The sequence below is a fragment of the Acinetobacter sp. BSP-28 genome, from assembly GCF_044130285.1.
GTDB lineage: Bacteria > Pseudomonadota > Gammaproteobacteria > Pseudomonadales > Moraxellaceae > Acinetobacter.
In genome coordinates this window covers 1-14411 of sequence record NZ_JBIQOB010000004.1, presented here as the reverse complement: position 1 = coordinate 14411, position 14411 = coordinate 1, and the positions used below count along the sequence as shown (strand labels likewise).

The window sequence follows — 14411 nt, the reverse complement described above, 5'->3', positions numbered from 1 at the left end:
AGCTGAGTGTCAAGAATAACTTCAGCACAATTTCTTCATACTTGTATGAATAGACTTTTTTATTTTAAATTCTACAATTATATTGAATGCTGAATAAAAACATTCAATGATTTTCTTTTAGGGCCGTTTTTTATATGTCATCTCAAAATACCAAGCAACCGATATTAAAAAAAATATCTCGTGGGCTTACTGTTGGATCGGTGATTACCGGAAGCACTTTTTTTCATGGTCCACCTGTACTCGCTTTGGGATTAACTAAACTGATTAAAAAATCACGTAAAGTAGATAAAACCAACATTCAAATTACCAACAGCTGGCTCAGTGTCAATAATTGGCTGATCGATCATGTATTACCCAACTTAAAGTGGGATATCACTATTGAGGAAGGGTTAGAACTTAGTATGCAAGGTCGTTACCTGATGACCTGCAACCATCAAAGCTGGGTAGATACGACGGTAAATCAATATTTTGGTTTAACCCGTATGCCCCTCACCCGTTTCTTTACCAAGTGGGAACTAATCTTTATTCCTTTCGTAGGGCAAGCCTTTAAAATTTTAGGTTTCCCGATGATGAAACGTCATAGCAAGGAACAGATTGCCAAAAATCCTGAACTTAAAACCCGTGATATGGAAGAATCACGTAAAGCCTGCGAGCAGTTATTAAGTCAGCCTTTTACCTTATTGAACTATTTGGAAGGTACGCGCTTTACGCCGGAAAAACATGCGCAGCAGCAATCTTCCTACAAACATTTGCTCAAACCTAAGGCGGGTGGTTTAGCCTTGGCCCTCAATATTTTAGGTGACAAAATTGATGCTCTGGTCGATATGACCATTGTTTATCCGGATGGTGTGCCGGGTTATGGTGATTTCTGGCTCGGTGAGGTTAATCGCATTGCGGTGAATTTGCGTAAAATTGATATTCCAGACTGGGTATTAGGCGGTAATTATGAAGATGATGATGAATATCGTGAACGTTTTCAGCAATGGGTTCATGAGCTATGGACTGAAAAAGACCAACTGATTGAACACATGCAGCAAGAATTGGCTGCGAAAGCTTAACCACGCGAAGGAAGAAAATGAAGCAAGACGACCAGATAAAGCCCCCAACCTTTTCTTTTGTTAAAAAAGGCACCTGGGGATGGAAAGTCGCACTGGGCTATGACATTTTCATGATGATTATAATCATCATCAACCTGTTCTGTCTCAGTGCCAATGCCATCCTGATGAGTGATTTTGGTGGCTGGCTGTTTAACTTCATTCATCTACCTGAACTGTTGCAGTTTTATCGCATCACATTACGCCCTTGGGTCATCATCACCGAAAGCTGGTTTACCAGTTTTTTGGTCATTGAACTGCTGGTCCGCTGGGCATTAGCAATTATTGGGCAACATCATAAACGCTGGTTTTTCTTTCCCTTTATTCACTGGTACGAAATTCTATCGATTATTCCACAGCTGCGTTTCTTACGTTTATTACGTGCCGGAGCCATCGGCTACAACCTGCACCAACATGGTTATAAAGTCATTCCGGACGCTTGGTATCGGCGGGCTAAATTCTATTACCATATGTTGCTTGAAGAGCTCACCAGCCGCATTGTCATTACGGTTTTAGATGGAATTAAACGTGAGCTCTCTACCAGTACCACACATAAAAAACTGATTGAAGATCTGGTTGCCCATCACCGTGACATGTTTGCTAATGCCCTAGCGGATATTTTGCAAGAGTCTTTAGGCAAAGAACTGCAGGCACAAAAAATCATGATTGCCGAAAATGTCGGCGACATTGTCAATCGTGCCATTGAAGATACCCCTGAACTGACCCAGTTATTGCGCCTGATTCCGATTGTGGGCGGACGCATAGAGCAACAAATCCAGAGCATTGGACAACGTTTGGGAGAAAATATCACGCTGGGACTGATTGAACCTTTTGCATACGGTCATAAAAATGAAAAAAATCTGGCATATTTAGAAATTTCAAATAAAATCAGCCAAATACAATTTGAAAATAATACCCATGTGGAAAAACTGGTTGAATCGGCTGTTTTTGAGAGTCTAGAAGCCATTCGCCAGCAAGTGAAAATAAAACAATGGCAACAAATTCTGGAACAGCATGATCAAGTTAAAGAATGATCATGAGATTAAAAATATTGAAAACGTGGCTAGAGAAAAGCTGCAATTTGTTCTAGGATTTGCTCTATTTACAACATCACTTCGACATAAAATTAATGAGTCAGAAGTCTTAAGGAATAATTATGGCTGATATACGGATTACAGGCAGAATGGTTAATTTTACCCGATTAACTTTTGACACCAATGATCAGAATGCAATCCGCCAGCAATTGACTCAAATGCTTCAAGAAACTGCTTCTCATGGCACGCTGGTCATTATTGACAGCACTGTAGAACAAGAATTGATTGCACTGATTCAGTTATTGATCAGTCTGGACTTACAGCCGATGGGCGTGATTGACGGCATTCTTTCCGATGAAGCCCGTGCCATTCAGTTTCCTATTCTGCCAGCAGACAACAAACCCTTACAACGGATTAAAGCAACGAAAGAACAAGTGGTTGAGGCTAAACCTGAAGTTGCCCCTGCCCCAACCCAAGATACTGAAGAAGTTCCAGCCAAACCAGCTCGTGTCATCAGCCATGTGACCTCTTATCACGATGAAATTTTGCGCACCGGTCAATGCCTGGTTCAGGATCATGGCGATATTATTCTGAATGCCGGGATCAATAGCGGTTCTGAAGTGATTGCTTCAGGAAATATACATATTTATGGTAGCGCACGTGGTAGAGTCATCGCCGGCGCTGGCGGGAACGGTGCAGCGCGTATTTTCTGCCATTCCCTGGAAGCAGAACTGGTATCAATTGCGGGTACATATTGTGTGGCGGATGACATTCCACAGCATGTCCTGAAAAAATCTGTCCATATTTACTTGAATGATCATCAAGAACTTGTATTTGAAGTTCTCGAATTTTAATGTATAAATAAACACCAAAAGCCCCATATTTAAAAAGGGGTTTGAACCATAACAGGAGTGGATTCGGTGGCGAAAATTGTTGTCGTAACATCAGGCAAAGGTGGTGTAGGTAAAACTACTACAAGTGCATCTTTTGCAACAGGTTTAGCCCTTCGTGGTCACAAAACTGTTGTGATCGATTTTGACGTGGGTTTACGTAACCTCGATTTAATTATGGGTTGTGAACGTCGCGTTGTTTATGATTTTGTGAATGTATTGAATAACGAAGCGCGTCTTCAACAAGCGCTCATTCGTGACAAAGATATTGAAAATTTATACATTTTGCCTGCTTCACAGACCCGTGATAAAGATGCCTTGACCGATGAAGGTGTTGCACGCGTTATGGATGAACTTTCTCAAGAATTTGATTACATTATTTGTGATTCACCTGCCGGTATCGAGCGTGGTGCAATCATGGCCATGTACCATGCAGATGAAGCGATCATTGTAACCAACCCTGAAATTTCTTCTGTACGTGACTCTGACCGTATTATTGGTATGCTCGACAGCAAAACCAAAAAAGTAGAACAAAACGAAGGCCGTATCCGTAAGCATCTGTGTATTACACGTTTCAACCCTGAACGTGCTGATAAGCAAGAAATGTTAACGATTGACGATATTTCTAAAGATATCTTACGTGTCCCTACACTGGGTGTTATTCCTGAATGTAAGAGCGTACTTCAGGCATCTAACGAAGGTAAGCCGGTCATCCTGTTTACTGAAGAAGCTGCGGGTCAGGCTTATGATGACCTTGTAGCGCGCTTCCTGGGTGAAGAGCGTCCTTACCGTCATATTGAAGTCAAACCTAAAGGCTGGTTGGCAAGACTATTTGGAGCGTAAGAAATGGCAGGATTCTGGAGTAAATTATTCAGCAACGAGGATAAACCTTCAAGCGCACAAACTGCTAAAGATCGCTTAAAAGTTATTGTTGCCTCTGAACAAGGTTTAGGCAAACGCTTAAGTCAGGAAAAGATTGACCTCATGAAGAAAGAAATCATGCAGGTGGTCAACCGTTATGTTCGTGGTGTAGATGAACAGCACATTCAAATGTCGGTTCGTTCTGAAGCCAATATTGAAATGCTAGAAATGAATATCAATTTGCCTGAAGAGCGATAATCTGAATTCTGATTAGTCAAGCAAATTGAATCAAGGCAAAATATGAGACTTGCTGAACTGGTATTTTATCCCCTTCAGCTCACTTGAAGCATAGCTTCAAGTCTTACGACTAGACAAAGCCTTAAAGCACTGCTTTAAGTTTGCTGGTCTAGTCTCATATTTTGCCTTTTTTATTTTAATCAGTATACCAAGGAGATTGCGATGGCATTATCTCAGCCAGCAACGTTCAACGAAGAATGGTCAGATGAGCGTGTATTTGCCTACCTAACCCAGCTACCTCCTGCAGGCGTGAATGCTGATTTTCATGTGCTTTATCATGCGTTCAAGCACATGCGTCCAAATGATTATGAGCGCTTGTTGACTCAATTCGTTGCCGACGGCCGAGATGTCAATGCCACCAATCCTGAAGGTCAACGCATTCATGATGTGATTGCACAGTACCCTCGTCAAAGCGAAGGCTTCCTTGAAATATTAGCAAAATTTGCTTAATGCTTTATTTGCTTAGAAAGATTTGCAAATTAAAAAGCCTGCATTCGTACAGGCTTTTTTATCATCCACCGCTAGAAAAACAGACTCATTAATAAAGGGAAAGTCAGTGCAAAACATAAGGTTTGCAGACTAATGATCCCCGCCATAAGCTCACTATCACCATGAAAATAGCGCGTTAAAATATAAGCAGCAGAAGCTGTCGGCAAACTAAAAAACACCACTAAAATCATGCTTTCTAAATGACTTAAATGAAAAGCCTGACATACGGCAAAGGCCAAAATGGGCATGATGAGTAAGCGTCCAAACACATTCATCAATAAACCAGAGATATTGGTTTTAAACTGGTCAAATTGTAATGCTGCACCGACTGATAACAAACCCAAAGGCAAACTCATGGCAGCCAGCAGTTTAACGAGCTGCTCAATACTTTCCATTACCCCCAGATCAAGCAGATTAAAACTCACCCCCACAATACATCCTAAAATTAATGGATTTCTTGTAATCGAAATAACTGTTTTTCCAAGTGTGTTCCAGCTCAAACTGGATAATGCCAGTACCGACAGAATATTCACCAAAGGAATCGCGACAGCGATCAGCATGGCAAACATTTGCATACCTTTCGGTCCAAATAAAGATGCCATGAGTGACAGGCCGATATAGGTATTAAAGCGTACCTGGCTTTGCATATAGACACCAAAACGCTGTACCGGAATGTTATAGATTTTTTTAACCACAAAAAGTGCAATCGCTGCCAGCAAAATCACCAGGATCAGGATTCCCAGCATGCTCGACACGGTAGCCAGATCCAGTTCAACATTCGACAGATTCAAGAACAGCAAGCTAGGAAACAAGATAAAATAATTCAGCTTTTCAGAGTTTCCCCAAAAGTCATCGGTCACAAAACGCGTCTGTTTAAGTAGATATCCCATTGCAATCAAAATGATTAATGGAAATAGCGCCATGACAATATTCATTTCTATACTCATGCTATCGATAATCTAGAGAATACTTTCTCTGCTGTAATGCAATATAATCCTCATTAAGCCTCATAACAAAATGAGTATTTACTCATACCCATTCCTATGACATTTACTCAACTAAAAATCTTTGTCTGCGTGGCTGAATTTCGAAATTTTACCTTGGCGGCCAAGCAATTAGGCATTTCACAGTCTGCAGTTTCGCATGCCCTGAAAACACTAGAACAACAATGGCAAGTGTGTTTATTTATTCGTGAACAAAACCAAACCCAACTCACCCATATTGGCGCACAGCTACTCCATCATGCAAAGGAACTGTTGAACACGCAACATGTCATGCAACAAGAAATTGCTGCAGCACGCGGCATCCAGCATGGGGTATTAAGAATTGGTTCCTTTGGTGCTTCATCTTCCATACATTTATTGCCCGAACTTTTACAGGCCTATCGGCAACGTTATCCCAATATTGAAATTTATGTGGAAGAAGGAACAGATCACGAAGTTGCCCAGATGATTTTAGAAAAACGTGTGGATGTCGGATTTTCAGTACTTCCCCAACCGAAGTTACATACCGTTCCCTTAATTACCGATATCTTTGTCGCGCTGATTCCTGACAGTTATCCGATTGCCGCCCAAAGCCAGATTCATTTAAGTGACTTGAAAGAATATCCCTTTATCCTCACCAAGGCAGGAAGCCAGCCTCATGTGGAAGCCTTGCTGAAACAGCATCATATTTATCCCAAAATTAAATATCAGTTATCACAACTGCTAACGATTTTAAATATGGTCAATTTGCAGGAAGGAATTTCTATAGTGGCAGATATGTCCATGACGCCAGAAATATTGGCACTGCATCCCCATGTAGTGAAACGGCCACTCGTCCCGAATACCCAGCGCCATATTGGACTGGCAGTACGCAATCAAGCTTCGATCAGTCCCAGCGCAAAGGCTTTTATTGAGTTGGCACAAAAGTTTTTTATCTAAAAAGTAAAAGGCCTGCATATGCAGGCCTGAAACTTGAATCAACACTTAAATTAAAATATCACGTTTACCATTGGCGCCCATTGAGCTGACAATGCCATTTTCTTCCATCTGGTCAATAATCCGTGCCGCACGGTTATAACCAAGACTAAACTTGCGTTGTAGCGAAGAAGTGGATGCTTTACGGGTTTCCAGCACAAATGACACGCATTGATCATAGAGCGCATCACGGTCCGAACCACCATCCCCGTCTTCAAAACCACGCGAAGTCGGCTCTTCATCATAAGGGGTCAGGATTTCATCCACATAATTTGGCTCGCCACGTTCACGCCAGGCATCACAGATACGGTTCACCTCATCATCGGCAATAAAGGCACCATGCACACGCTCAGGCTCAATCTTGCCTGGGCCAAGGAACAGCATATCACCATGACCTAGCAGGTCTTCTGCACCACCGGCATCCAGAATGGTACGCGAGTCGATTTTCGAGTTCACACGAAGTGCTACACGGGTTGGAATATTGGCTTTAATCAAACCGGTAATCACATCCACCGATGGACGTTGGGTCGCAAGTAATAGGTGAATTCCTGCCGCACGCGATTTCTGCGCCAAACGGGTAATCATTTCTTCCGCTTTTTTACCCACCTGCATGATCATATCGGCGAATTCGTCCGCTACGATGACAATCGATGGCAATGGGGTGAGACGCGGTGCACGCTCCCCTACGACTGACTCACTGGCTTTCCAGGTAGGATCAAACAGATCTTCACCGTTAGCAATCGCTTCTTCGACCTTACGGTTATAGTCGCTGAGCTTACGGATTTTCAGGAAAGACATCAGCTTATAGCGGCGTTCCATTTCATTGACACACCAGTTTAATGCGCTGACCGCATCTTTCATGTCTGTTACGACGGGCGTCAACAAATGCGGAATATCGTTATAGTTGGCCAGTTCCAGCTGTTTCGGGTCAATCAGGATCAGACGTAGTTGATCAGGTGTGTATTTCAACAACATCGATAGAATCATCGAGTTCACCGCAACCGATTTACCCGAACCTGTGGTACCAGCAACCAGCATATGCGGTGCCTTACCCAATTCGGTAATCACGGGATTACCTGAGATATCTTTACCCATGGCCATTGAAAGAATGCCATTTGGATCTTCAAATTTTGGTATTTTGACCAGTTCAATCAAACGAACCATTTCACGGCTACTGTTCGGCACTTCAATGCCGATATACGGTTTACCCGGAATAACCTCGACTACACGTACCGATGCCATCGACATGGAACGCGCCAAGTCACGTGAAATATTAGTCACTTTAGAGGCTTTCACCCCCGGTGCCAAATCTAATTCAAAACGGGTCACCACAGGGCCTGGCTGTGCTTCTATCACTTTGGCCTTGACATTAAACTCTTGCAGTTTAATTTCAAGTAACTCGGATAATCGTGCCAATTGCTCGGCAGTGAAATTCACCTTCTTGTTAGGGTCAACTTCATCCAGCAACTCTAAACCGGGCAATGGTGGCAAATCACGACGTTTTTGCGCCACCTGCATGGCACGTGACATCGGACGGCCCATGGCATCGGTTAAAGGGGCATCCAGATCAAAATCATCCTCATCCAGTTCAACCTCATCGACAGGCTTTCCTGCCGTTTCCTGCCAAACTTCACGGAACACATCTTTATTGGACGCAATCAACGCTTTTTCATCTTCGGAAATGGTCGGTTGCGGCTGCAATTGGGTATTAATTTCCGCACGGACAAATGCAGATGATTGGGCATAATTACTGCTGCTACGTGCCACAGGAGCCGCCGGCTCAAGGTGATCTAGCGGTAAATCATCCACCAGTAAATCATCCAGTTCATCAAACTCGTCATCCAATACGCTACTTTTAGGCGTACTATGATTCAATAATGGTGAGGCAGTCATACTTACCGGTGCAGTTACCATCTTTTCTTCAGGAATGACTGCTACAGGTGGTTCTGGGTCGACATGATTAAATGGGGTATGTACATCTGTTGCCGTTTTTCCACCCGGCACAGCTGCAAGCAATTCATCAAAAATTTCGTCATCATCCCAATCCAAATTTTGCTTCGGGGTCTGGGGAGTCGTTGCTGCTGGTTGCTCATCAACAAATGCCTGAAAATGTTCATGTGGTGTATGCGGCTCAGATTCTTCCGCTGCTTTTAGCAATGCATCAATATCTTGTTTATGTTTGTGGTTTTCATCTGAATTTAATGCACGCCAGACTTCACCTGTGGCGACTACACGCTGTGTATTCTGTTCCAGACGATGAGCTTTTTCTAAAATTTGTTCAAATTCTGCTTCGTCTTCATCATCCATCAGCTGTTGCTGCGCATAATGTTCTTTTTCAACCATGTCATCGAACAGGCGCTCTGCCGCCGGATCGCGAACGATCGGTGACAGTTCGACTTCCTTATGTTCGGCCACTGATGTTACTTTTTCTGCAACCAGTTTTTGTTTGCTATTTACCAATGATTTTTTAATTTCAGGATTTGTCCGGTCAAATGCAGATTCAGCTTCAGGCACATTTTTATAAAATAAGTCTTGTAAATAAGCAGGTGTCGCTCTGAGGGTATCCCAGGTTTTGTTCCACTTCACGCCAAACGCAAATGTGAATAAAATAAACCAGAACAGCAGCAGAAAAATGGTTGCGCCATAAATGGTCAAAATCTGTGAAAGACTTTGCCCCAACTCATAACCAATAATACCGCCCGACGAATTGTCCAGAGTATCAGCCGGCACTTGCCAATACAGATACAACAAACTTGCTGTCGCCAGTAAAATAAAGAACTGTGCGGCATAGCGAAAAGGTTTATTCAAAAAGCTATACGGCCACCAGACCTGAATCGCCTCAACAAATAGAAAAATTGGAATGAGCAAACTCGCCCAGCCTAAAAAACCGAACAGTAAATCTGCAATCCACGCCCCGGCAACTCCACTGGCATTCGATACATGCTGGGTATCACTGGAAATATGCATCCAGCCCGGATCAAAAGGCGTATAGGTCACTGTTGCAAGGAATAAATAAATTCCAAATGAGACTAAAAATAATGTCTTTATTAAGCGCTGTGCATAAACACTCGACACCGCAGTCATATACTGTCCTGTAACCAATTTTTCATTCATGTTTTTGTAAGAAACTAAGACAAAATAGTTTCACAATAAACGCGTATTATGCACCTGTTCCACAAAAAAAGATGCAATATTATGTAGTGGCTGCTGCTTAGAAATACATCAGATTGAATATCTAGTACAGCACTGTTGTTCTATATAGCTCAAATCGATTTGCATGATCAATAATATCGACTTTAATCGCACACCACTGTTATACAGTTTCACGTATAATTCCACAAATTTCTAAATAAAAAAGGATGCAGCGGATGAGCGCACGTCACTCAAGACTGATTATTTTAGGTTCGGGTCCTGCTGGCTATAGCGCAGCGGTCTATGCAGCACGTGCAAACTTGAAGCCAACCCTGATTGCAGGCTTGCAACTGGGTGGACAACTCACCACAACAACAGAAGTTGACAACTGGCCAGGTGATCCGGAAGGTCTAACCGGCCCTGCCCTAATGGAACGCATGCAAGCCCATGCTGAACGTTTTGGCACCGACATTGTCTATGATCATATCAACGAAGTTGATTTAAGCGTTCGCCCGTTTGTGCTAAAAGGCGATATGGAAGAGTTCACCTGTGATGCGTTAATCATTGCAACAGGTGCAACAGCTCAGTACTTAGGTCTTGAATCAGAAGCCAAATTCATGGGCCAAGGCGTGAGCGCCTGTGCTACCTGTGACGGTTTCTTCTACAAGAACCAAAAAGTCATGGTGGTCGGTGGTGGTAACACTGCTGTTGAAGAAGCACTTTACTTATCTAATATTGCTTCACATGTGACTCTGGTTCATCGCCGTGATTCTTTACGTTCTGAAAAAATCCTTCAAGATCATCTTTTTGCTAAAGAAAAAGAAGGCAAAATCAGTATTATTTGGAATCACCAAGTCGAAGAAGTGTTGGGTGACAATACCGGAGTAACTTCTGTACGTCTGCAATCAACCCAAGATGGCTCTAAACAGGATGTAGACGTTACGGGCTTATTTGTTGCCATTGGCCATAAACCGAATAGCGGCATGTTCGAAGGTCAATTGAATCTGCGTGATGGTTATATCCAGGTACAAAGCGGTACTTCGGGTAATGCTACTGCTGCTTCTGTAGCGGGTGTATTCGCTGCAGGCGATATTGCTGACAGTATTTACCGCCAGGCCATTACTTCAGCAGGTTCAGGCTGTATGGCTGCACTGGATGCTGAAAAATATCTTGATGCTTTAGGTGAATGATTGAAATAAATCAATTCAACTCAAAAAAACCGTCCTCTTTGGGCGGTTTTTTTTTGTATGATAAAAATATCAAACTTTTTACTTGCCGGTTATTTTCCTGTTCAGGCTGAATCCTATGCATCGATTAGCACCCTCAGAATTCATTTTCCCCAATCCCATCGAAGCTGATCCCGATGGTCAAGGTCTAATCTGCATCGGTGCTGACCTCTCCCCTTCTACACTTTTTGAAGCCTACACTCATGGTTTATTTCCCTGGTTTTCTGAAGGTGAACCCATCTGCTGGTGGAGTCCTGAACCACGCTGCATTATCCGTCCGCAGGATTATCATCCAAGTAAATCCTTAATTCGCAACATGAAAAAGTTTGATTATCAAATCACAATCAATCAGGCTTTTGAACGGGTGATCCGTTCTTGTTCTTTACCGCGGAGTTATGCTGAAGACACCTGGATTTCGGAAGACATTATTCAAGGATACTGCGAGCTATTTGAAGCCGGCTATGGCTACAGTATTGAAGTTTGGGATGAAAACAGAGTGGTGGGCGGTTTATATGGCGTCACCATTGGACATGGCTGCTTTGGTGAATCCATGTTTAGCACACAAACCGATGTCTCAAAAATGGCGTTTTATACATTAATGTTGATTGGTCGGGAAAATAATCTGCCCTGGATTGACTGTCAATTGGTCAATGATCATCTATTAAGACTGGGTGCTTGTACACTTTCTCGCCAGGAATACCTTAATTCGTTACAAGATGTTGTAAAACAGCCCGCTATCGATTGGAAAAAATATCAGGAGGGTGTATTTTCAAGTAAAACAATAGCGCAACAAGCACGGTTGATTGAATGAAAATAACAGAGGGAACTTGCCATGAATTCGTATCACCCAAAGTCCCTGCTCAATGATTTACAGTATTACATTACACCACCACATAGCTGTAGTTATCTGGAAAATAAATCAGCACGGATGGTCTTTTTAGATCCTGCCCATCGCATTGATGTGGTTAGTCTTTCTGAACTTTCTCGTTTAGGGTTTCGTCGCAGTGGCGATTTTGTCTATCGTCCTGAATGCCATCTCTGCCGCCAATGTTTATCTTGCCGTGTGCCTGTTTCCGAATTTCAAATGAATCATGCACAAAAAAAGGCATGGAAACGTAATCAGGACCTGACGGTTAAAATTACCCGCACAGCAGATGCATCAAACATTCACTATCAGCTCTATGAACGCTACATCAATGAACGTCATGCCGATGGTGATATGTTTCCGCCGAGTCTGGATCAATTCGAAAAATTTTTAGTGCATAGCTGTACAGACAGTTTTTTTCTCGAATTCTGGAAAGATGACAAACTGCTGGCTGTTTCCAGCTGCGATCCGCTAGATGATGGAATTTCTGCGGTCTACACTTTCTTCGATCCGGATGAAAGCCGTCGCTCACTTGGTATTTTTGCCGTACTGAAACAAATTGAACATGCCAAAGCACTAGCTTTGCCCTATGTCTATCTCGGCTATTGGGTTCCGCACTCCGATAAAATGAACTATAAATCGCAATATGTGCCTTTGGAACTATTGATTGATGGGCAGTGGCGACGCTTAAACCGCTTGCTGAACTCCGAAGAAATTCAGCAATTGGGAAACTCGCTCATGACGACATTACCTTCTGGCTGGAACAACTCCATCATCAAGTAATGTCACCGTTCCTATTTAAACAAACTTGCAAAATCATCGGTGCATGCTTTCACCATAATGATGGCATGCTCTTTTGATCCATCCAGATTTGGATAATAATTTTTACGCAAATCAATTTGATGAAAATCTGATTTTTCATACAATTTGATGGCTGAAATATTTGATTCGCGAACTTCAAGAAAAATCTGTACTGGATTGTTTTTAAGCATCGCTAAAGATGCATCTAAAAGCTCAAAACCTAAACCTTTGCCCTGCTGGCTAGGATCAATCGCTATCAAGAGCAAATTCGCTTCATCCAGCACAGGTTGTAAAATACAAAATCCAACCACCTGACCATTTTGCTCAATCACTGTGCTTTGGTAACTTTCAACAGCTTCTTCAAACTGTTTAACCGTCCAGGGATGGCTTTGGACCAATCTTTCAATCTTTGCTACAGTTGATACATCCGCAGCTTGCATCAAACGAATCATCTTCGTTCATCTTATCTAGAATTAACCCTCGCATTATAAAAACTTTGCGACAAAAATCGAGTAAAAAAAAGAGCGATAACTATCGCTCTATGACTTTTCAGCTTAAAAGCCTAATTTAGTTTTCCATTTTTCCAGCAAACGATGGGTGTCCAAATCATTTGGATGGAAACCCGGTTTGAAATACAACAACATTTCTTTACCCATCCCTGTAATCACGCCTTTAGATGGACTATAGGCATAGGTATAAATATCTTTTAAAGATTCAAGATTGAGTTGTTGATCCTGTTTTAAAAGACGTGCCAGGAAATAACTTTGTACGATAAACAAAGTTGCCATGGCGATTACCAATGAAGAGCTACGCAGTATATATGACTTCAAACCTTTACCGAAGACACCTTCAAATACATCATACGCCACTGCCTTATGTTCATTTTCTTCAATCGCATGCCACATCCACATCGTTTTCATGGTTTCATCCGTCATGAGTTCTTGGATATGTGAATTGGTTAAAAGCTGCGATGCTATGGTCGCGGTAAAATGCTCAAGTGCAGTGGTTGCAGTTAGATCGACCATTTCCTGAGTAATACCAACAGGCTTAGCCAATTTCGCCATAAACTTTCGTGTGCTCTGAATTACTTTATCGGTATAACCGTCTAAAGTATCCACATCATGCCCATACTTTTGTGCGGATGCATTAAAGCCAACATGTTCATGGGTATGCATGGCTTCTTGCCCAATAAAGGCAGAAATTTCTTTTTGTAATTCTGCATTATTTTTAATCGCAGGATGATGACGCACGGCACGGACACTATCAATAAAGAACTTTTCGCCCGCAGGAAATAATGCGGAAAGTGCAGTCATAAAATGAGTCAAGCCTGCCGAACCATTCATCCAATATTCAGGTACAGTTTCGAAATTAAAGTTCATACGACGAACTGGAAAACTTGCACCGGCACGATTACTAATATTGACCTTTGCATTCATGTAACGCCTCCTGACAGATCTTCTTGACCTGACGCCATTTTTCTATTTTCTTATTTGTATCTTACTTAATTATCTGTTTGACATCATTGCAGTTAAGGTCAGCTAAATATCAGTTAGGGCCAGCTTTTTTATTCTTGTCAGACAATTTTTCCACTTTTTATAAACAAAAAAAGCGCCCCAGAGGGACGCTTTTTTCACACAATTAATACTTATGCAGTTACTTTAGCAACAACACCAGCACCAACTGTACGACCACCTTCACGGATCGCAAAACGTAGACCTGGGTCCATTGCGATTGGGTGGATCAATTCTACTGACATTTCTACGT

The 14411-nt window shown here is 42.3% G+C and carries 14 protein-coding genes and 1 pseudogene; 10 read left to right on the top strand and 5 right to left on the bottom strand.

Translation table 11 applies throughout. The features are described from left to right. Nucleotides 1-134 precede the first annotated feature (134 nt). The 6 genes from ACE01R_RS03670 (at nucleotide 135) to ACE01R_RS03645 (ending at nucleotide 4626) form a co-directional block, all read left to right on the top strand. A complete protein-coding gene (locus ACE01R_RS03670) occupies nucleotides 135-1058 on the top strand; it encodes an acyltransferase (protein WP_395546218.1) in 924 nt (307 codons plus the stop codon). A gap of 17 nt (nucleotides 1059-1075) precedes the next feature. Beyond that, complete coding sequence (locus ACE01R_RS03665; protein WP_395546217.1) at nucleotides 1076-2128, top strand: preprotein translocase subunit SecA; 1053 nt, start codon at nucleotides 1076-1078, stop codon at nucleotides 2126-2128. Between the two features lie 122 nt (nucleotides 2129-2250). Continuing rightward, nucleotides 2251-2982, top strand: coding sequence for a septum site-determining protein MinC (gene minC, locus ACE01R_RS03660; protein ID WP_395546216.1), 732 nt, complete (start codon nucleotides 2251-2253; stop codon nucleotides 2980-2982). 66 nt (nucleotides 2983-3048) lie between these two features. Then, nucleotides 3049-3861: a septum site-determining protein MinD gene (gene minD / locus ACE01R_RS03655; protein ID WP_086196430.1), complete on the top strand. Its 813-nt coding sequence runs from the start codon at nucleotides 3049-3051 to the stop codon at nucleotides 3859-3861. A 3-nt stretch (nucleotides 3862-3864) separates the two neighbouring features. Continuing rightward, nucleotides 3865-4137: a cell division topological specificity factor MinE gene (minE, locus tag ACE01R_RS03650; protein ID WP_395546215.1), complete on the top strand. Its 273-nt coding sequence runs from the start codon at nucleotides 3865-3867 to the stop codon at nucleotides 4135-4137. A gap of 201 nt (nucleotides 4138-4338) precedes the next feature. Next, nucleotides 4339-4626 (top strand): PA4642 family protein, encoded by a 288-nt coding sequence (locus tag ACE01R_RS03645; RefSeq protein ID WP_395546214.1) that lies wholly within the window; start codon nucleotides 4339-4341, stop codon nucleotides 4624-4626. A gap of 71 nt (nucleotides 4627-4697) precedes the next feature. On the opposite strand, the gene ACE01R_RS03640 is transcribed toward ACE01R_RS03645, so the two are convergent. Next, a complete protein-coding gene (locus ACE01R_RS03640; protein ID WP_395546213.1) occupies nucleotides 4698-5600 on the bottom strand; it encodes an AEC family transporter in 903 nt (300 codons plus the stop codon). 108 nt (nucleotides 5601-5708) lie between these two features. Here ACE01R_RS03640 and ACE01R_RS03635 point away from each other — a divergent pair, with 108 nt between their 5' ends. Further along, a complete protein-coding gene (locus ACE01R_RS03635) occupies nucleotides 5709-6587 on the top strand; it encodes a LysR family transcriptional regulator (RefSeq protein WP_395546212.1) in 879 nt (292 codons plus the stop codon). 45 nt (nucleotides 6588-6632) lie between these two features. Here ACE01R_RS03635 and ACE01R_RS03630 read toward each other — a convergent pair whose 3' ends face one another. Further along, nucleotides 6633-9707, bottom strand: a complete 3075-nt coding sequence (locus ACE01R_RS03630) for a DNA translocase FtsK (protein WP_395546211.1) — start codon at nucleotides 9705-9707, stop codon at nucleotides 6633-6635. 284 nt (nucleotides 9708-9991) lie between these two features. Here ACE01R_RS03630 and trxB point away from each other — a divergent pair, with 284 nt between their 5' ends. From trxB to ACE01R_RS03615, 3 genes are all read left to right on the top strand, one after another. After that, a complete protein-coding gene (trxB, locus tag ACE01R_RS03625) occupies nucleotides 9992-10945 on the top strand; it encodes a thioredoxin-disulfide reductase (RefSeq protein ID WP_395546210.1) in 954 nt (317 codons plus the stop codon). A 115-nt stretch (nucleotides 10946-11060) separates the two neighbouring features. Further along, nucleotides 11061-11792, top strand: a complete 732-nt coding sequence (gene aat, locus ACE01R_RS03620; protein ID WP_395546209.1) for a leucyl/phenylalanyl-tRNA--protein transferase — start codon at nucleotides 11061-11063, stop codon at nucleotides 11790-11792. A 21-nt stretch (nucleotides 11793-11813) separates the two neighbouring features. Further along, nucleotides 11814-12629 (top strand): arginyltransferase, encoded by an 816-nt coding sequence (locus ACE01R_RS03615; RefSeq protein ID WP_395546208.1) that lies wholly within the window; start codon nucleotides 11814-11816, stop codon nucleotides 12627-12629. Nucleotides 12630-12640: 11 nt separating this feature from the next. Here the strand turns inward: ACE01R_RS03615 and rimI are convergent, their stop codons facing one another. The 3 genes and pseudogenes from rimI to ACE01R_RS03600 all read right to left on the bottom strand — a co-directional run. After that, a complete protein-coding gene (gene rimI, locus ACE01R_RS03610) occupies nucleotides 12641-13099 on the bottom strand; it encodes a ribosomal protein S18-alanine N-acetyltransferase (protein ID WP_395546207.1) in 459 nt (152 codons plus the stop codon). A 102-nt stretch (nucleotides 13100-13201) separates the two neighbouring features. Then, a complete protein-coding gene (locus ACE01R_RS03605) occupies nucleotides 13202-14083 on the bottom strand; it encodes a metal-dependent hydrolase (RefSeq protein ID WP_395546206.1) in 882 nt (293 codons plus the stop codon). A gap of 209 nt (nucleotides 14084-14292) precedes the next feature. Continuing rightward, a pseudogene (locus ACE01R_RS03600) lies at nucleotides 14293-14411 on the bottom strand (elongation factor Tu); the annotation flags it as partial.